Source organism: Rhodococcus sp. MurmanLake-1 (assembly GCF_056945715.1).
Window position 1 is genome coordinate 1 of record NZ_JBWZNF010000028.1, and the last position, 22,421, is coordinate 22,421.

3 protein-coding genes are annotated in these 22,421 nt (G+C 62.5%); all 3 read right to left on the reverse strand.

The window, feature by feature from the left end; translation table 11 throughout:
- Positions 1–3,322: amino acid adenylation domain-containing protein (locus tag AC2ETI_RS32015; RefSeq protein ID WP_483635003.1), on the reverse strand; the 3,322-nt coding region annotated here is incomplete at its 3' end.
- Between the two features lie 211 nt (positions 3,323–3,533).
- Positions 3,534–17,246 (reverse strand): amino acid adenylation domain-containing protein, encoded by a 13,713-nt coding sequence (locus AC2ETI_RS32020; RefSeq protein WP_483635004.1) that lies wholly within the window; start codon positions 17,244–17,246, stop codon positions 3,534–3,536.
- Positions 17,247–17,335: 89 nt separating this feature from the next.
- Positions 17,336–22,421: amino acid adenylation domain-containing protein (locus AC2ETI_RS32025; protein ID WP_483635005.1), on the reverse strand; the 5,086-nt coding region annotated here is incomplete at its 5' end.

Here is a 22,421-nt window from a genome sequence, read left to right on the forward strand (position 1 = left end):
ACACCACCGCCCGCGAACCCGAACAAACCCCCACCACAGAATCAAAACCATCCAACAACAACCCACCCACAACCGGACGGGAGGTGTCGTTGAAGTCTTCGATGATATTCTGTATTTCCTTGGTGGACAACAGTTCCACGTCACCGACAGCAGTTCCCGGATTCGTGACCATCGCACGGAGAATGGTGGTCAGGCGCTCGGCTAGCCCGCCAACAGTAGCGGCGTCGAAAAGATCTGTGGCGTAGAGCCACGACATCACCATGCCGGTACCGACGCCGGCCTCGTCTTCAACCGGCGATGCCGTCAGCTGAAGGTCGAATTTTGCGATATCGATTCCCGCATCGAACTCCGAGACTCGCAGGTCAGGCAACTCCAGAGCGTCACCTGCCATGTTCTGGAAGAACAACGCAACCTGGAACAACGGATGATGCGCCTGCGAACGGGCCGGATCGAGAACCTCCACCAAACGCTCGAAAGGCAAGTCCGCGTTGGCAAATGCACCCAAATCGTTTTCACGAACCTGATCGAGAAGATCGGCAAACGATATGTTCGGCGTCACCGGCGTGCGCAACACCAGTGTATTGACAAACATCCCGATCAGATCATCGAGCGCAGGTTCCCCCCGACCGGAAATCGGCGAACCGATAACCACGTCGTCAGTCGACGCCATCCGCGCAAGCAGCACCGCAAGCGCCGCATGCACAACCATGAACAGTGAAACACCACGATCCAACGCCAATTGCTCCAGAGCCCTGTGCAACTCACCGTCGATATCGAAACGATGCACCGCGCCACGCGTCGACGCAACCGCCGGGCGCTTCCGATCGAACGGCAGATCGATCTTCTCCGGCAACCCCGCGAGATTCTCACTCCAATAACGCAATTGCTCCGACATCAACGACGCCGGATCAGAATCGACCCCCAAAACCTCATGCTGCCACAACGCAAAATCTGCGTATTGCACCGCAAGCGGCGACCACGCCGGGGCGCCGCCCTGCGCCCGGGAAAGATAGGCCAATGCAACATCACGCACCAGAGGACCCACCGAAACACCGTCGGCAGAGATATGGTGAACCACCATTGCGAGTACGAATTCACTTGGGCTGGTACGGAACAGACGCACCCGAAGTGGAACTGCAACGGAAACGTCGAACCCAACGGTCACCAGCGGCGCCAAAGCTGCAAGCAACTCCGACTCGTCGAGATCCCGAGGATCCAGATCGATATCTGCCGTGGACACTTCGAGAACGTCCTGATAGCCGATGCCGCCGAACTCCGGATACACAGTCCGCAGCACCTCGTGCCGAGCGACAACATCCTCAACAGCGCGCGCAAGCGCACTCACGTCAAGTTTTCCGGACAAGCGAAGAACAATCGGAATATTGTTCACAGCAGATTCCGCGTCGAACCGACTCAGGAACCACATACGCTGTTGCGCAAGAGACAATGGCACACGATCAGGACGAACCATCGGCGCCAAGGCCACATGCCCGATCGTTTCCGTCTCGGCTTCGATGCGAGCGGCGAGCGCTTCGACGGTAGACGCTTCGAACAGAGTCTTCACCTGAACGCGGGTATCGAACGCTGCGCCCAGACGACCGGCCAGCTTGGCCGCGATCAGGGAGTTGCCACCCAATTCGAAGAAATCATCCGAAGCGCCGACCTGTTCGAGGCCGAGGAGATCGGCAATCGCGTCGGCCACAAGCTTCTGGGCAGGCGTGGATGGCGCTTGGTACGAGCGCGATTCGAATGTGGGCGCCGGCAATGCATCGACGTCGAGCTTGCCGACCGGGGTCAGCGGAATATCTTCGAGCATCACCATTGCGGCCGGGACCATGTGCCGAGGCAGTGCGCCGCGTGCGTGGACTGTCAATGCCTCAGCGTCGAGCGTGTTCCCGGCCTTTACATACGACACCAATGCTGGTTCACCCGTCGGCCCACTCCGAGGAAGTGTCGCCACAAATTCGACACCGGGAACTGCGGCGAGAACTGCGTCGATCTCACCGAGTTCGATACGGAATCCGCGAATCTTGACCTGAGAGTCACCGCGGCCGAGGTATTCGAGACTGCGTTGGTCGTCGCCGGCCTTGATCCAGCGAACGGTGTCGCCGGTGCGGTACAGTCGTTCGCCCGTGTCCGCGAACGGGTTTGCCACAAAACTTGCTGCGGTTGTGGAGGGAAGCTGGTTGTACCCACGGGCGAGATGTGTTCCGGAAATATACAATTCGCCGGCAGTGCCGGTCGCCACCGGCTGCAGGCGGGAGTCGAGAACGTAGAGTCCGACGCCGCGCACCGGGCCGCCGATCGTGACCGGACTGTCGACCGTCAGTTCGGCAATCGATGCGACGACGGTGGTTTCGGTGGGGCCGTACGCGTTGAAGAATTTTCGTCCGGGCGCCCACTGAGTCACCAGTGCGGGTGAACATGCTTCGCCGCCCACGACAACAACGTCAAGCGTGTCGAAATCACCCTCCGCAGAGAGCGATCCCAGTGCAGCAGGAGTCATGAACGCGTGGGTGATCTTTTCTTCGGTGAGCAGTTCGGCGAGCTCGTCGCCGCCGTACACATCGGGGCGTGCGATCACCATCGTGGAACCGGTGCCGAATGCGAGGAGCAATTCCAGAACGGAGGCATCGAAGCTGGGCGATGCAAAGTGCAGGGTTCGGGATGCAGAAGTGAGACCGTAGCGCTCGATCTGCTCGGCACACAGGTTCGCAATGCCTCCATGCGTGACGACAACGCCCTTGGGTCGACCGGTCGAACCCGAGGTGTAGATCACGTAGGCGGGATGCTCCGCACGCAAAGTTCCGGCACGTTCGGTGTACGACACCGGTTCGGCAGGACGTTCGGCCGCCTTTGCCAGGAACGCGGCGTTGTCGAGTTCCCACCACTGAATACTCGCCGGCAGTCCGTCGGCGACAGCGCCTACCGTCAAGCCGATCGAGACGCCGGAATCGACAAGCATGTGCAAGGCGCGGTCGGCCGGGTAGTTGGGATCAACCGGTACAAATGCGGCCCCGGCCTTCGCGACGGCCCACAGTGCGCACACCGACTCGACGGAGCGTGGGATGGAGATCGCTACCCGATCTTCCGGTCCCACTCCGTGAGCAATGAGGAGACGCGCCAGCTGCGATGACGCGGCATCCAGCTCGGCGTAGGTGACAGAACGACCGTCGAAGCGGATGGCGACGGCGCCTGGGTCGATATCGACGGCAGCCGCCAGTAGCTGCGGCAGCAAGGGCACTCGAACGCGGCGAGTACGGGTGGGACGGGGTTTGCGGCTTCCGCGTGTCTTTGCGGGGGTCAGATCGTCCGCGCTCATGCGATCACGTCCGATGATCGATCTACGTGTACGTCGGCCCCTTGCGCCATCAGACAACTCACCTTCGCGTAATACTTGTTTTCACGGTCATCTCGCCCGTTGCGGCTCCCCACAATGCATCGGCAACCGAGTGCCATTGTTACAGCCGCGGAGTTGCCGAGCGCCGCATACCGCGAGTGGATATGAGTTCCACCACTCGCGGTACGTGAGGTCACCACGACTGTGGGCTGTGCTCCTCAAGAACGTGTTCGAGATCCGGCAGTTCGCTGCGATCGATGCTTGCAGCGTCATCCACCGACAGCACCGCGTGTGTCACCCACTCGTCGGCCAGCAGGTCGTCGAGCGATTCGATGTCACTACCTGCCACCGCCCACGCAGCACCCGCCGATGCAGCGAGCAGAATCGCGGGCACCCGTCCGCTCGCGTCGATCGAGCCGGTCTGCAGCACTCGCGACTCGACATCAACCGCGTACTTCTCGCTCCAGGTCGACAGGGTTGCGGTGAGTTCCCCGTACGTCTGCTCCCAGGCTCCGTCTCCGAACACCTGGAATGCGGCGTCGTCCGCGGTGAGCGGGCGAATGCGGTCGGTGTAATTGATCGCACGCGCGGGTTGTGCGACCGCAGCGTCGAGTGTTTCCGGCGTGATCGTCACGACAGAGTCCGGAATCTCTCCGGCCTGCCCGACTGCTATCGCTGCCCCGGTCTTGACAATTGCCCAGCACGCCACTACTTCGCCTGCTCCCGATACACCGGAGAGGCTCACGAAGTCTCCTGGACCGACGCCACCATCGATGAGCAGACGCGCAAGCTGCGAGGAACGTGAATCGACTGCGGCATAGTCGATTTCCTCGTCGCCGACTACAACGGCGGGAGCTTCGGGGTCAGCCTCGACTGTCGACGCCAGCAGTTGCGGCAGGAGCGCCGCACCTGATCCGCTCGGAGCGCTGGACTGAACTGCAGCGCCGAGAGCCTCGTCTTTCTCTGCTGCTGTGAGCAATTCGATGTCGCCGACCGGCCTCGATGGGTTGTCGGTGACCTGTTCGAGTACGCGAACAAACCGCTCCACGAACGATTCGACGGTTCCCTGGTCGAACAGATCAGTCGAGTAGATCCAGACGCCGGAGAGTCCGTATCCGTCCGCGGCGCTACTGAGCGTCAGTTGCATGTCGAACTTCGTGGTCGCCACTGGTGAATCGACTCCGCTGATCGTCAAGCCCGGCAGCGAGAACTCGGCTCCGCCAGCGGGTTCCAGCGACAAGATGATCTGGAAGAGTCCGTCGGCCGAGGCACCCAACGCTTCGGATACTTCCTCGAACGGGAGGTCGGACTTCCCGAAGGCCTCCAGATCCACGTCACGCACGGCAACAACCAGATCGTCGAAACTTGCTGCAGTATCTACCTGAGTCCGCAAGGCAAGCGTGTTCACGAACATTCCGACCAGATCGTCGAGCGCACGCTCCCCTCGCCCGCCTACGGCGGTACCGATCGCAAAGTCGTCGGTTGCCCCGACCCGAGCAACCAATACGGCCAGTGCGGCGTGCACTGCCATGAAGGCAGTCGCATTCCGTTCGCGGGCGATCTCTACCAACCGGGCGTGGATCTGCTCGCTGACGGTGAACTCGACAGCACCCGCTGCCGGTGACACCGCACTCGGACGTGGGCGATCCGTCGGAAGTCCGGCCATCGAGGGAAGCGAAGCAAGCTTGCCCCGCCAGTACTCGAGTTGAGCGGCAGCGACACTGTCGGCCTCGTCGGCCGTACCCACGACGTCACGCTGCCACAGCGCGAAGTCCGCGTACTGCACGGTCAACGGACTCCACCCGGGAATGCTGCCTCGGGTACGGGCTTCGTACGCGATCATCATGTCGCGCGCCAACGGCGCCATCGACTCACCGTCGGCGGCAATGTGGTGAGCAACAAGCGCAAAGACGTACTCGCCGGTCCCGCAGTGCAGAAGTTCCATCCGCACAGGCACTTCTGTGGAGACGTCGAAGCCCGTCGACATCACAGCGGCGACGCGCGAGTACAACTCGGATGCGTCCGCAACGGCAACGACGGCGCACTGCGGCGCATCGTCGACGTCGAGAATCCGTTGTGTTGGTCCGTTGTCGTCGGCCGGATAGAACGTCCGGAGCGACTCGTGCCGGTCGGTGACATCGCGCAGAGCTGCCCGCAATGCGTCGACGTCGAGGTCGCCGGTCAACCGCAGCGCCATCGGAATGTTGTACGTCCCTGCGTCCGTGTCCATCTGGTTGACAAGCCACATCCGCTGCTGCGCCAGTGACAGCGGCAACCGGTCCGGGCGTTCGGCGGCTTCGAGCGACTTTCGTCGACCCGAACCGACCGATGCCGCAATGGCAAGGGCCAGTGCCTCGACTGTCGTGGCGTCGAACAACATCCGAACCGGAACAGTGGTATCGAGCGCCTGACCGAGACGGGCCGCGAGCCGCGTCGCGATTAGCGAGTTTCCGCCGAGTGCAAAGAAATCGTCGTCGAGTCCGACTCGGTCTACGCCGAGAAGATCGGCAAAAACAACTGCAACTGCCTTCTCGACAACGGTGAGCGGTTCGCGGTACTGCGCCGTGTCGAACACCGGGTCGGGCAGGCTCCGACGGTCGATCTTTCCGTTCGCGTTGAGCGGCACCGAGTCCAGGACGATGAACGCTGACGGAACCATGTACTCCGGCAAGCGCTGCGCTACAGCGTCCCGCAGGATTTCCGGAACGATCACAGCGCCTGGGACGCCAACGACATAGGCAACCAACCGGTCGCCCACCGCCGAATCAGCGTGGACTGTGACGACGGCGGTCCCGACGGAATCCACAGCGTTCAAGGCAGATTCGATCTCACCGAGCTCGATGCGTAAACCGCGGATCTTGACCTGGAAGTCCGTGCGCCCGATGTACTCGAGCTCACCGGCCGTGTTGCGGCGCACGAGGTCGCCGGTTCGATACATGCGCTCGCCGGCCGCCCCGAAGGGGTTGGCAACAAACCGTTCTGCCGTCAGGTCGTACCGGTTACCGTAACCACGGCCGACACCGATACCACCGACGTACAGCTCGCCGACAACTCCGGACGGAACAAGACCCAATCGTGAATCCAGCACGTAGAGATCGATGTTCGGCACCGGTGAGCCGATCGGAACACCGAGTGTGTCCGCTACCGTCGCCTGTTGGAACGACACCACATCCGACGCTTCGGTGGGACCGTAGCTGTTCACGATTCGAACTCCGCGCGAAAGCAGGTGCCCCAGACGGCTGATCTGTATCGGCTCTCCGCCGAGGAACACCACCTGGAGGCTTGCCAGCACGTCGTCTTCGTCGGAATCGATCAGAGCGTCGAAAGCACTGGGTGACATGTTTGCCGTCGTGACTCGCTCGTCTGCGATGACACGAAGGATCTCACTCGGGTCGAAGCCGGCGGGTGCGAGGTGCACACTTCCACCACTCGTCAGTGGTCCCCACACGTTCTTCTGCGTGAGGTCGAAACTCGGTGACGACGCCACTGCAACCCCGGCGCGTGCTGGCAGCGAAGAGTTATACCACGCAACGGTATTCGCTATACCTGCCATCGGAACGACGGTCGGCTTCGGTCGTCCGGTCGAACCGGACGTCGAAATGACGTAGCCGACTCGGGCATCCGCGCCGTCCTCACGCCAACGATCGACCCAACCCGGTGCGTCGGCAGCGACCACGTGCTCTTCACCGATCAGCACCACTGGGAGATCGAGGTCGGGCGTCTCGATCGCCACCACACACCGTGCCGCGATATCGGCGAGCAGTACGCTCACCCGTTCTTCCGGAAGAGCAGGGTCGATCGGAAGATAGCCGGCACCGGCTTTCCACACGGCCACCATCGCTACGACCCACTGCCAGGACCTCGGCAGGATCAAGCCGACAACGTCGTCCGGACGGACGCCGGCGTCGACGAGCTGTGCTGCCACAACCGAGGACAGTGCATCGAGGTCCCCGTAGGACAATTCGACGTCACCGGCAACCACTGCGCACGCCGACGGATCGGTGTCGACGTACTGCGCGAACAACGTCATCGGTGACGCGTCGAGCCGGTCCTCGTCACTGCCCCGTGCCCAGTCGAGAATCTGTGCGTGTTCGGATGTTTCGATGATATCGATGTCGCCGACCACCTGCGCCGAGTCGACTACTGCAGCATTCAGAACGCGGAGGAATCGGTTCGCGAGGGATGCGATTGTCGACTCGTCGAACAGGTCGGTCGCGTATGTGAACTGGGCGGTCAGTCCTCCGTTGCCAGACGACTCGGACTCGATCAAGGTCAGTTGCAGATCGACCTTTGCCAGCAGGTCCGGCAACGCGAAGTCGGCAACGTCCAGATCCTGCAACTGCAGAACCGATCGCTGCAGGTTCTGGAACGCCAGACCGACCTGGAACAACGCATGCCTGGCCTGAGATCGCTCGGGGTTGAGAATCTCGACGAGCCGTTCGAAGGGGACGTCCGCGTGCGAGAACGCGCCGAGATCCGATTCCCGGACATGTCTGACCAAGTCTGCGAACGACGATTCGGGGTCGACCTCGGCGCGAAGCACCAGGGTATTGACGAACATACCGATCAGATCGTCGAGAGCACGTTCACCACGGCCGGCGGCCGGGGTACCGATCACGATGTCCGATGTCCCGGACAACCTCGCGAGCACGACCGCCAGGGCGCTGTGCACCACCATGAAAAGCGATGCATTGACCTCACGGGCCACTCGATCGAGACCCGCACGGAGCTCGGCATCGATCGAGAAATCGTATCCGGCTCCGCGGTGCGATTCGATGCGCGGCCGCGGACGATCCGTCGGCAGATCCAACTGGTCCGGAATGCCGGCCAAGCGTTCCTGCCAGTACGTGACCTGCTCGGAGATAACCGATTCGGGATCGTCCTCGCTGCCGAGGATCTGCCGCTGCCACAACGCAAAGTCGGCGTACTGCACCGGCAATGGTTGCCACTGCGGCGACTGCCCTTGCGACCGTGCAACATACGCGGAGACGAAGTCGCGGATCAGCGGGCCCATCGAGAAGCCGTCACCGCTGATGTGATGGATCACAAAAACGAGGACGTACTCGGACTGGCTCAAATCGAACAATTGCGCTCGAACCGACGCCTCGTGGGTGACGTCGAATCCGGGAAGGATCACGCCTGCAACTCGATCGATAACCACGGATTCGTGAATGCGAACCGGCGTCAGATCCGGAACCATCCGGTCCACATCCACCAGTTGCTGATAACCGACGCCGTCGATCTCGGGATACACCGTTCGCAAAATCTCATGACGTTCGAACACGTCCACCAGCGCAGCCTGCATCGCCGCAATGTCCAGCTCTCCGGTCAGCCTGATGGCCACCGGGATGTTGTCCACACCCGAGGACGCGTCGAACCGGTTGAGGAACCACATGCGTTGCTGCGCAATCGACAGCGGAACACGATCCGGTCGTTCCTGCGCCACCAGCGGCGGGCGGGCGCCCTTACCGGATTGCGAGTCGATAAGCGAGGCAAAGGATTCCACACTGGACGCGTCGAACAGCAGGCGAACAGGAACCGTCGTGTCGAGCGCCTCGCCGAGTCGCGCAACGACCTGAGTCGCGATGAGCGAGTTGCCGCCGAGCGAGAAGAAATCATCGTCGAGGCCAACCTGCTCGATGCCGAGCAGGTCGGAGAAAATCCGCGCGACCGCAAGCTCCGCCACGCTCCGTGGCTCACGGAAGGCAGCGATCTGAGCAACAGGATCGGGCAACTGCTTGCGATCCAGCTTGCCGGACGTGCCCAGCGGGAATGCCTCGAGCACAACGTGCGCCGTCGGGACCATGTAGCCGGGCAGTCGTGCGGCCAGTGCTGTCTCGACCGATGCCCAGTCCACTACCGCGCCGGCGTGTCCCACAACGTAGGCAACCAATTGTTCGTTGCGCACTGCCACCGCAGCCGACGCAACGGACGGCTGATCGCGCAATGCTGCCTCGATCTCGCCCAGTTCGATCCGCAATCCGCGGAGTTTGACCTGGAAGTCGGTCCGCCCGATGTATTCGACCTCACCAACGCTGGAATCATCCCCCCTCGCTCCGCTCGACCGTTTCCACCGCACCAGGTCACCCGTGCGATACAGGCGGCTGCCGGAAGGTCCGTACGGATCTGCGACAAAACGATCTGCCGTGAGGTCCGGCCGACCGACGTAGCCGCGCGCCAACTGGATTCCCGCCAGGTACAGCTCACCCGAGACACCCACCGGCACCGGGCGCAGACGCGAATCCAACACCAGGACACGGGTGTTCCAGACCGGCGATCCGATCGGGACGATCTCGGAATCCGATGGCGTGACCTCGTGGAATGTGACGTCGACTGCCGCTTCGGTAGGCCCGTACAGATTGTGCAGTCGAGCCTGTGGAAGGAGTGTGCACAGTTCCTGCGCAACCTGCGGTGGCAGTGCTTCGCCCGAGGCAAATACCCGACGCAGAGCATCCGCTCCGCGAACTGCGGGTTCTGCGACAAACAGTTCGAGCATCGAGGGCACGAAGTGCACAGTGGTGACGCCGTGTTCTGCGATAGCAGCTGCGAGGTATGCCGGTTCCCGGTGCCCGTCCACTGCAGCAACGACCAACCGAGCGCCAACCTGCAACGGCCAGAAGAACTCCCACACCGACACGTCGAACGTGAAAGGCGTCTTCTGCAACACAACGTCATCGCCGGTCAGCCCGTACTCGGCCTGCATCCACACCAGACGATTCACGATCGCCCGATGCGAAACCGCAACACCCTTCGGCTTACCGGTCGAACCGGAAGTAAAGATCACGTACGCCGTGTTGTCACTGCGCAACGGAGATAGACGATCCGCATCGGAGATCGCAGCGTCCGAGTGAGTGGACAGGTCGAGCGTGTCCACCTGAACAACCGGACAGACCGACGTCTCGAATCGATCCAGCGTGGTGGTGAGGACACAGACCGGGACAGCGGTCGAAAGAACGTACTCATTGCGTTCGGTCGGCTGATCCGGATCGATCGGCACGTACGCGCCGCCTGCCTTCACCGTCGCGTACATCGCGACAAGTAGGTCGAGCGATCGTCGCATCGACAATCCCACCATGGCATCGGGACCGACACCGATCGAGATCAAATGGCGTGCAAGACGATTGATCCGGGCATCGAATTCCGCGTATGTCAGCGTCGTAGCGTCGAACGTGATTGCCGGCGCATCCGGTGTTGCCGACACCTGGGCGTCGAAGAGATCTACCAGGGTGGAGTCGGGAACACGACGCTCGGTCGAGTTCCATTCGACGAGCACTCGCCGACGCTCGTCGGCACTCGATACGTCGATGTCGCCGATGACAGCAGAAGTATCATCCGCCAGGGCGCGCAGAATCGTGACGTAACGCTGCGCAAACAGTTCCACGGTTGCTGCGTCGAAAAGGTCTGTTGCATAGTTGAACTGCGCAAGAAGACCGCCCTGCGGCGCCTCGCTCACCGTCAACTGGAGATCGAACTTCGCGACGGGCGATTCGATGTCCACGGCGGACACCACAACACCGTTCATCGCTGCCGACTCCGGACTAGAGCCACCGAGGTTCTGCATTGTCAGCATGACCTGGAACAGCGGGTTCCGGGCCTGCGACCGTTCGGGGTTGATGATCTCGACAAGGCTCTCGAACGGGACGTCCGCGTGATCGAATGCGCCGAGATCGGTTTCACGGGCGCGGTGGATCAGGTCGGCGACCGTCGACGCCGGATCGATATCGGTTCGCAGTACCAACGTGTTGACGAACATTCCGATGACGTTGTCGAGCACTTGCTCACCGCGTCCGGCAACGGGAGTGCCGATCACGATGTCGGTGGAACTCGACAGCTTTGCGAGCAGCAGCGCAAGCGCAGAATGCACAACCATGAACAGCGAGGCGTTCGATGCCTGGGCGACCGCGTTCAAGCGCGCGAGCAAATCCGCATCAACGGAGAAGTCGTGGTAGGCACCCTGATTGGTTGCAATTCGGGGCCGCGGACGATCCGTCGGCAGCTCGAGTTGATCCGGGACACCGGCCAATTGTGTTCGCCAATAGTCGAACTGCCCGGAAATCACCGAGTCCGGATCGCTCTCGCTGCCCAGGACTTCGCGTTGCCACAAAGCAAAATCGGCAAACTGCACCGGAAGTGGTTCCCACTGCGGCGCCGCTCCGGCCGATCGCGCACCGTATGCCGCGACGACGTCCCGAACCAACGGAAGCATCGAGAATCCGTCACCACTGATGTGATGGACGACAAATACGAGAACGAACTCGGAATCGGTGATCCGCAAGAGGGAAACGCGAATGGGAACTTCGGTGGTCACGTCGAACCCGGGCGCCACCACAGCGGCGACCTGAGCCACCACATCATCGGCATCCACGTCGATCGGCGCAAGATTGATCAGACGAGCGGGTTCGAGAACCTGCTGGTAACCGACGCCGTCGATCTCGGGGTAAATAGTTCGCAAGCTCTCGTGACGACGCACCAGATCGTCGAGAGCGTCCTGGAGCGCGTCGACATCGAGCGTGCCGGTCAGCCGAAGTGCGGCTGGGATGTTGTCGACATTCGATCCCGGTTCGAAGCGGTTCAGGAACCACATGCGTTGCTGCGCGAGCGAGAGCGGCACACGCTCCGGCCGGACCTGCGCGGTGAGCGGAGGCCGCGCTGCCGTGGTGGTTCCCGAATCGATACGGGCAGCAAGTGCCCCGACGGTCGGTGCGTCGAACAGGGTCCGCACACCGACAGTGGTGTCGAGCCTCTGTCCCAGCCGCGCAACAACCTGAGTTGCCATGAGGGAGTTACCCCCCAGGGCAAAGAAATTGTCGCCCAATCCCACCTTCTCGACTGCCAGAAGGTCCGAGAAGACCTGAGCCACAGCAATTTCGGCACCCGTGACCGGCGCCTGGAACTCGGCACTACGAGCCACTGGATCCGGCAACTGCGCACGGTCGAGCTTGCCCGAGGAGCCAAGTGGGAAGCTGTCGAGCACCACATGAGAGGCCGGAATCATGTATGCGGGCAACCGCTGCGACAACGCATCGGCGATGTCGTGCCAGTCGAGGCTGACGCCCGCTGCCGGCGTCAGATACGCCACCAGCTGGTCGCTGCGAACCAGTACTACCGCCGCGGATACCGCGGGGTGATCGCGTAGAGCCGATTCGATTTCACCGAGTTCGATGCGCAGTCCGCGCAGCTTGACCTGGAAATCCGTTCGGCCGATGTACTCAATCTCACCAAAACTGTTCCACCGCACCAGGTCACCCGTGCGATAAAGTCGCTGCCCGTTACCGGAGAACGGATCCGCAACAAACCGGTCGGCACTCAGATCGGGCCGCGCCAGGTAGCCGCGTGCAAGCTGGACACCGGCGAGGTACAACTCCCCCGCAACTCCGACCGGCACCGGATGCAACCGCGAGTCGAGCACCAGCGCCCGGGTGTTCCACACCGGCGCACCGATCGGCACACTTGCGACGTCGGATTCGGTTACCTCGTGGTACGTCACGTCGACCGCGGCCTCGGTCGGACCGTACAGGTTATGCAAGCGCGCAGCGGGAAGAACTGTCCGCAGCGTTGACGCCACCTGTGGTGTCAACGCCTCACCGGAGGCGAATACCCGGGTCAAAGAAGTACACGCCGCCACCGAGGGTTCTCCGACAAACACGTCGAGCATCGACGGAACAAAGTGCGCGGTGGTGACGCCGTAGTCGGAAATGGCGGACGCGAGGTAGGCGGGGTCGCGGTGTCCGTCCGGTTCGGCAACAGCTAGTCGGGCACCAACCTGCAACGGCCAGAAGAACTCCCACACCGACACGTCGAACGTGAACGGGGTCTTCTGCAACACCACATCATCGCCGGTCAGCCCGTACTCGGCCTGCATCCACACCAGACGATTCACGATCGCCCGATGCGAAACCGCAACACCCTTCGGCTTACCGGTCGAACCGGACGTAAAGATCACGTACGCCGTGTTGTCCGGCCGCAGCGGCGCCAGCCGATCGGTATCGACAAGCGCTGCGTCCGAGAACTGGGAAGTATCCAGCGAATCCAACGAGACAACCGTGGTGCTCGCTGTGAAACCGTCACGATCGGTGGTCAGCACGCACACCGGTCCGGCCGTCCCCAGAACGTACTCGTTGCGATCGGCGGGCTGATCGGGATCGACCGGCAGATAGGCCCCGCCTGCTTCGATCACCGCGTACATCGCGACAACCAAGTCGATGGACCGCCTGATTGCCAAGCCCACCAAGGTGTCAGGTCCGACGCCCATCGTCACCAGCATCCGGGCGAGTCGATGCACACGCGCCGAGAAATCGCGATAGGTCAGCAGCTCGTCCTCGTAGACGAGTGCCGTGGCGTCCGGAGTCCGATGCGCTTGTTCGACAAACATGTCGACCAGTGTCTTCTGCGGCACCTCATGGCCGGTCGCATTCCAGGTGCCGATCACCAATTCGCGCTCGTCGACGGTGAGCAGGTCGATGTCACCGACCACGATGGCCGGATCTTCCGCGACGACGGCGAGGAGCGCCGCCAACCGAGAGGCAACAGAATCGATGGTCGACGGATCGAAAAGATCTGTGGCGTAATCGATCATGATCGACAGTCCGCCATGCTCGGGGTCTTCCCACACGGTGAACTGGAGGTCGAACTTGGCAACTGCGGATGCGAGTTCGACGCCCGTAACCGTCAACCCGTCGATGTCGGCAGCGCCCTGTTCACTCTGGCCGAGGTTCTGAAATGCCAGCATGACCTGGAAGAGCGGGTTGTGCGCCTGGGAGCGGGCGGGATCGAGGACCTCGACAAGGCGCTCGAACGGAACGTCCGTATGGCCGAAGGCATCAAGATCGGTCGCGCGAGCGGCTTTCAGCACGTCCGCGAACGAACTCGCGGAGTCGATCTCGGTGCGCAGGACCAGCGTGTTGACGAACATTCCGATCACATCGTCGAGAGCGCGATCGCCACGACCTGCGACCGGCGTACCAATCGCGATATCCGACGTCGCGGACAACCGGGCAAGCAGGACGGCAATGGCACTGTGCAGCACCATGAAGACCGAAGCCTTGTGTTGCTGCGCCAACGATTCGAGCCGGACGAGCAAGTTCTTCTCGATCGAAAACTGGTGCGACGCACCACGGTTGGCCGCTACAGCAGGGCGCAGGCGATCTGTCGGAAGTTCGAGCAGTTCCGGCATCCCTGCCAACTGATGCGTCCAGTAGTCGATCTGCCGCGAAATCAACGATTCCGGGTCGCTCTCGTCACCGAGAACGGACCGCTGCCACAGCGTGAAGTCCGCGTACTGGACCCCCAAAGGAGCAAAATCGGGCGCTGAACCCTGCGATCGAGCTGCGTAAGCGGTCACGACGTCGCGCACCAAGGGGCCCATCGAGAAGCCGTCACCACTGATGTGGTGGACGACGAATACAAGGACGTATTCCGACGCGGCCACCTGGAAGAGCTTGACCCGCAACGGCACCTGTGAGGTGACGTCGAATCCCCCGGTGATCTCCGTGATGACACGCTCGGTGATCTCGGATTCGGCCACAGCGACCGGCGACAGATCGAGCTCCACGTCGGAGACGGTCAAGATCTGCTGGTGGCCGACGCCGTCGACCTCCGGGTACACAGTACGCAGGCTCTCGTGCCGCTCGACGAGATCATCGATCGCCGAACGGAGCGCAGCGGCATCGAGCATTCCGGTCAGCCGGAGAACGACTGGGATGTGATCGACTGCCGAGGTCGAGTCGAAGCGGTTGAGGAACCACATACGCTGCTGCGCAAGCGAAAGCGGGATCCGGTCGGGACGTTCCTGTGCAACGAGAGGAGCCTTCGTACCGCGGCCAGCATAATCGCCTACGAGAGAAGCTAATTCGGATACCGTCGGAGCATCGAAGAAAGCTCGCATGTCGAGTTCCACGCCGAGTTCGGCGTTCGCGCGCGCCACCACTCGCGTCGCGAGCAGTGAATTGCCCCCGAGGTCGAAGAACCCGTCGTCTATGCCGAGATCGTCGCGGCCGAGCAAGTCGGCAAAGATCGCTATCAACGTCTTCTCGACCGGCGTACTCGCTGCCCGGTATTCGACAACCTGCGCTGTGAACTCGGGCGCCGGCAGCGCCTTGCGGTCCAGCTTGCCACTGGCATTGAGCGGAAACGCCTCGAGTTCGACAAACAGCGACGGCACCATGTAGTCCGGCAGGCGTCCACCCAATTCACGTGCAAAAGCGTCGGTGTCGAGCACAACTCCCGATGCGGGAACCACGTATGCCACCAGATTGTCGCCCAAAGCCGCATCGGAGTGGACGAGAACGGCCGCCTGTGCGATTGCATCGTTGTCGAGTAGCGCTGATTCGATTTCGCCGAGTTCGATGCGCAGTCCCCGCAGCTTCACCTGGAAGTCGGTGCGGCCGAGGTACTCGAGCAGGCGGTCGGCGCCGGCACCGCGCCATCGGACCAGGTCGCCGGTTCGGTACATGCGCTCGCCGTCCGAGGTGGAATGCGCGACGAACCGATCCGCCGTCAGATCGGGGCGGGAGACATACCCTCTGGCCAGCTGGACCCCCGCGAGGTAAAGCTCGCCGGGGACGCCGGGAGGTACTGGACGCAGTGCGTCGTCGAGGACGAGTAGCTCTGTTTCGGCGACAGCACGGCCGATCGGAATGGAGACCTCGTCCTGCGGTCCGGTTGCGTAGTACGTGACGTCGACGGCTGCCTCGGTCGGTCCGTACAGATTGTGCAGTTCCGCGGTGCTGACGTCGCGCAGCCGCGCGGCGGTCTGGGCGGGAAGCGCTTCACCCGAGGCGAAAACGTAACGTAGCGAGGTGATCTCGGAAGCGCGCGGTTCAGCGACGAAGACCGCGAGCATCGAGGGGACAAAATGTACAACGGTGACGCCGTACTCGATCATCGTCGCTGCGACGTAGGCCGGATCACGATGCCCGTCCGGCTTCGCGATCACGAGGCAAGCGCCGACCTGCAACGGCCAGAAGAACTCCCACACCGACACGTCGAACGTAAACGGCGTCTTCTGCAGGATGACGTCTTCGTCGGTGAAGGGATATTCGCTCTGCCTCCATCGGAGGTTGGCGACGATTGCCTCGTGTGACACACCGACGCCCTTGGGCCTGCCGGTCGAACCCGACGTGAAGATCACGTACGCAAGATTGTCGGTGCGCAGCGGTGACAGCCGGTCACCGTCGGCAAGCGGCGCGCCTGAGTGCGCCGAGACATCGATGTCATCGATCCGCAGTACATCGACGTTTTCGGGAATGCCGACCGCGTCCACTGACGTCGTGAGCACGAGGACGGGCGCGGCGACGTCGATCACATACGCCAGACGCTCAGCGGGATGGTCGGGATCGAGTGGTACGTACGCACCACCGGCCTTGACGATCGCGTACATCGCAACCAGCAGTTCGACGGACCGACGGATACCCAGGCCGACGAATGTGTCCGGTCCGACGCCACGGGCGACGAGCTCGCGGGCGAGCTGATTGACCCGGCGATCGAATTCCGCGTAGGTCGACGCCGTGGAGCCGAAACGAAGGGCGACGGCATCGGGGGTACGCGCGACCTGCTCCTCGAACAGACTTACGAGAGTCGACTCGACGACCGACGGAGCCTCGAAAGCAACGACGGAAGTCGCGTCCGCGATGAGCGCACCGACGACGGATTCGAGGCCACCCTCTCGTGTGGCGAGCAACTCCGGCAGCAGCGTGGAGATCACGACGGGTACGAGTGCGTCCGGGCCGAGCGCACCACCCATCGCGGAGTCGAGTGTGGTCAGTTCCGAGTGCAACCGTTCGTAGGTGACCTCGGCGTCTGCATGAACAAGCGCTGTCCGGTCGGGCTCCGCCTCGGCTACTGCAGCGATCAATCTCGGCAGGTCCTCGATCGTCAGCGACTGTGGTCCCGGCATACCGACGGACATCAACACTTCCTCCAACTGACGACAGCACGGCGCAGATCCAACGCACGACTGGTCGTACAGATCAACGCCCATGGGGCAAATACTGCATATTACCCGTCCGTACCGGAACCCTTCCCCAGCGTGGCCTGCGCGTCAGTTATCAAAGACTCGACGAGCGAGGTAATACCGTCGGCGCCCAGTGCCGGAAGAATGCCCGGAACCAGACCGTTCAGCGAAACCGAGACCAACGCGTCGGCAGTGAGCGCCGCACCCATCGTCTGCTTCATCACAGCCAGTTTTTCGGCCAGCTGTGTGAAGGTCACCACGGTGTCGCCGTGTGTGAAGGCAACCGCCGTCGGATCTGCTGCGGCGGCCGCTGCTGCGAGGTCCGGAAGGTCCGCGGCCGTTTTCGGCTCGGCTGCCTCGATCAGCGCGCGTTCGAAGTCCGTCACGATGTCGATGGTCCGCAGAACCACCGTCGGATCTGCGGCAACGGCGTCGACCACGGCCCGCAACCTGGCTGCGAACAGTTCCATGGTTGCGGCGTCGTAAAGATCGGTTGCATAGGTGAATCGCATCCGGATATCGGACAGCGCTCCGTGCTCGTCGAACTCCTCGATACCGGTGAGCTGCAGGTCGAACATCGCCGAGTCGAATCCGTCGTCCACCGCCGACAGTTCGAGCCCTGGCAGCGCAAACGTGCCAAGTGCCATGTTCTGGAACGTGAGCATCACCTGGAACAGCGGTGAGTATGCCTGTGAGCGCTCACGGCCGACCTGCTCGACCAGACGCTCGAAGGGCACGTCTGCGTTTCCGAACGCCGCGAGGTCCTTCTCCTTCACCTGCTGCAGCAGGTCGACAAACGTGGTTGCCGGTTTCACCTGCGTGCGCAACACCAGCGTGTTGACGAACATACCGACTAGGTCGTCGAGGACTCGCTCGCCGCGGCCCGCCACCGGTGTACCGATCGCGATGTCGTTCGAGCCGCTGAGCTTGGACAGCAGCACCGAGAACGCGGCATGCACGACCATGAACACGGTCGAGTTCTGCTCGCGCGCGATTTCCGCGATTCGACGCGTGGAGTCGGCGCCGAGAGTGAACAGGAAGTCCGCACCCTTCATCGACTGCGTCGGCGGACGAGGACGGTCCGTCGGCAGTTCCAAAAGTTCGGGAACGCCGGCGAGTTCCTGCGTCCAGTAGGCAAGCTGCGTCGACAGTTCACTGTCCGGATCGCCCTCGGAACCCAGAACGTCGCGCTGCCATAACGTGTAATCCGCGTACTGGACTTCGAGCGGAGCCCATTCGGGTGCCGCTCCCCCGGTACGCGCCGTGTACGCGACCATCGTGTCTCGGATCATCGGCGCCATCGAGAACGCGTCGCCGCTGATGTGGTGGACCACCACGATCAGGACATGCTCGGTGGGCGTGATCTGGAAAAGGCGAACGCGCAGCGGAACACCGGCAGTGACGTCGAAGCCCTGACCGACGACCTTCGCGACCTCGGCCCCAATCGTGTCTTCGCCGACATACAGCACGGCCATGTCGACAACGGCTGCCGACTTCGACTGAATCGACTGCGTCGGGCCGTCCCCGAGATCGGGATAGAACGTCCGCAGGATCTCGTGGCGAGCAACAAGGTCGGAGACGGCCGACTCCAATGCTGCGACGTCGAGATCGCCGGACATCCGGATCGCGACCGGGATGTTGTACGCGGCAGACCTGCGGTCGATCTGGTTGAGAACCCACATCCGCTGCTGAGCGAGCGACAACGGAATCTGCGACGGCCGTTCCTGCGCCACCAACTCTGCCCGCGAACCTGAACCGGCATGTTCGAGCACCCGCGACGCCAGCAGTCCGACAGTCGACGCTTCGAAGATGATCCGCACCGGAATCTGGGCGTCAAGTGCCTGACCCAACCTGGCCACGACCTGTGTGGCGATCAGCGAGTTTCCGCCGAGATCGAAGAAGTCGTCGTCCAACCCGACTCGTGGAACGCCCAGGACTTCGGCAAACACCGAGGCCACGATCTCTTCGACCGGATTGCTCGGGGCACGGAACTCCGTTGCCTCGAATTCGGGTTCCGGCAGAGCCTTTCGATCGATCTTGCCGTTGATGTTGAGCGGCAATTCGCTCAGCACCATCAACGCCGACGGCACCATGTAACTCGGCAACTCGCGGACGAGTTCCGCCTTCACGCTGTCGACGTCGACGGTGGCCCCGGCCTGCGGAACGAGGTACCCGACCAGTCGATCCCCCAGTCGCGGATCGGTTTTCGCGACGACAACCGCGGCGTCCACGGACTCAGCAGCTCTGATAACAGCTTCGATCTCACCGAGTTCGATGCGGTAGCCGCGGATCTTCACCTGGAAGTCGGCACGATCGACGTACTCGAGTTCACCGCCACTGCGCCAGACAACGAGGTCGCCGGTGCGGTACAGACGTGTGCCCGGTTCTCCGAAGGTGTTGGCGACAAAGCGTTCCGACGTCAGGTCGGCGCGGCCGTGATAACCGCGAGCCAACTGGGTTCCGGCCAGGTACAGCTCACCGGTGACTCCGACCGGAACGGGATGCAGTCGCTCGTCGAGCACGTAGACCTGCGTATTCCATTCCGGGGCACCGATCGAGACCGACGAGGTGTCGCTCTCGTCCACATCGTGCGCGGTCACTGACACCGCAGCCTCGGTCGGACCGTACAGATTGACGAGTGCCGCGTCGGACATTTTGCGGAACTCTGCCGCCGTTGCCGCGGGCAAGGCCTCACCGATGGCAAGGACACGCTCGAGCGACTGCGGAAGAGTGCCGTCTGCTGCGGCCGTCAGCATCGAGAGCATGGACGGCACCGCGTGCAGCGTCGTCACCTTCTCCTGAGCGATGAGCGCCAGCATGTACTCGGCGTCCTTGTGGCCGTCCGGGTCGGCGATGACCAGGCGGGACCCGGATGTCAACGCGGACCAGAACTCCCAGACCGAGAGGTCGAACGTCGCTGCAGTCTTGAGCAACATTGCGTCGGTCTGGTCGAGACCGTAGCGATCACGCTTCCACAGAAGCTGATTGACGATCGCGGTGTGGGACAGCGCCACACCCTTCGGCTTGCCGGTCGATCCCGACGTGAAGATCACGTACGCGGTATTCGCCGAACGAAGCGGTGCGATCCGCTCGTCGCCGCGCACCGGCGCTCCGGAGACGCGCGACAGATCGAGGGTGTCGATGAGAAGAACATTGTCGATCCCCGCGAGCGACGGTGCGTCGTTCTCGTTGCTGAGCACGCAGACCGGCGCGGCCATCTCGAGGACGTACCCGGTGCGATCGGCCGGATGATCCGGATCGATCGGAACATAACCGCCGCCTGCCTTGGCAACGGCGTACATGCCGATCACCAGGTCGATGGAGCGTCGCATTCCCAATGCCACCAACGACTCCGGACCGACACCCAGTTCGATCAGGTGACGGGCGAGCCGGTTGACCTTGTCGTCGAACTCCACATACGTCAGCGATTCGAGCCCGTGCACCAACGCGACGGAATCACCGTGAGCGGCAACCTGCTGATCGAACAGATCGACCAGTGTCGCCTCGGCGTCGAGTACCTGCTCCGTTGCATTCCATTCCTGCAGAACCTGATTCGACTCACGCGGATCGAGCACGTCGATGTCGCCGACCACGATCGACGGATCGGCAACCACCGCTGCCAGAACGGTGTTGAACCGATCAGCGAAGGACTGGACTGTCGACTCGTCGAAAAGGTCGTGCGCGTAGCTGAATACGGCCGAGATGCCGGAGGCAACACCACGCTCGTCGTAGTTGTCACCGACGATCAACTGCAGATCGAACTGAGCGACACCGTTGTCGATCTCGAGGCCCTTGACGGTGAGGCCAGGCAGTTCCAGGCTTGCCTGTTCCATGTTCTGGAAAAGGAAGCCTACCTGGTAGAGCGGGTGCCGAGCAGTCGAACGTGCGGGGTTGAGAACTTCGACCAGTCGCTCGAACGGAACGTCGGCATGCGCAAAGGCCTGCAGGTCGTTCTCGCGCACGCGGGCAAGTAGTTCCGTGAAACTGTCGGAACCGTCGACGTGTGTCCGGAATACCAGGGTATTGACGAACATGCCGATCAGATCGTCGAGCGCACGCTCACCGCGGCCAGCGATCGGGGTGCCAACGGCGATGTCGTCGGTGCCGGAAAGGCGCGCCAACAGAATCGCAAACGCCGCGTGCGTGACCATGAACAGGGTGGTCCCGTGCTCACGGGCCAGCGCCGACAGGCCCTGATGCACTGCTGCGTCGATCTCGAACTGAAGGTAGCCACCGCGGTACGACTGCGCGGCGGGACGCAGACGGTCCGTCGGCAGGTCCAGCTGATCCGGCAGCCCGGCCAAAGCTTGGCTCCAGTAGGCGATCTGCTCGGACGACACGGATTCCGGGTCTTCCTCGCTACCCAGCACCTCGCGCTGCCACAGGCTGTAATCGGCGTACTGCACGTCCAGCGGGGCCCAACCCGGCGCCGTTCCCTGCGCCCGTGCCGCGTAGGCCATGACGAGATCGCGGGCGAACGGAGTAGTCGAGGAGCCGTCCGCGGCAATGTGGTGCACCACGACGGCGAGGACGTACTCGTTCTCGGCTACCTGGAACAACCGAATCCGCAGCGGGATTTCGGCCGTCACGTCGAACCTCGTCGACGCCAATTCGACCAGCTTGCCGACAATCTCGGCTTCCGTGACACTCTCGACGTTCAATTCCACCGGCGTATGTCCTACCGGTTCGATGACCTGGACCGGTCCCGAATCGGTTTCCGGATACACAGTGCGCAGGGTTTCGTGGCGGGCAACGACGTCGCCGATCGCCGCACGCATCGCGCCCAGACCGAGTTCACCGCTCAGCCGCAGTGCAAACGGCATGTTGTAGGCACCTGCCGAGCCGTCGAAGCGGTTGAGGAACCACATACGCTGCTGCGCAAGAGAAAGCGGAATCTCTTCCGGTCGATCCTGAGCTGTCAGCGCAAGGCGGCTTCCTTCACCGACGTGTGATTCGAGACGTGCGGCAAGTTCCTGGACGGTGGACGCTTCGAACAGAAGGCGGACCGGTACGGCCGTCTCGAGTTCTTCGGCGATGCGCATGACAACCCGAGTCGCGATGAGGGAGTTGCCACCCAACTCGAAGAAATCATCATCCAACCCCACCCGATCAACACCCAACACACCCACA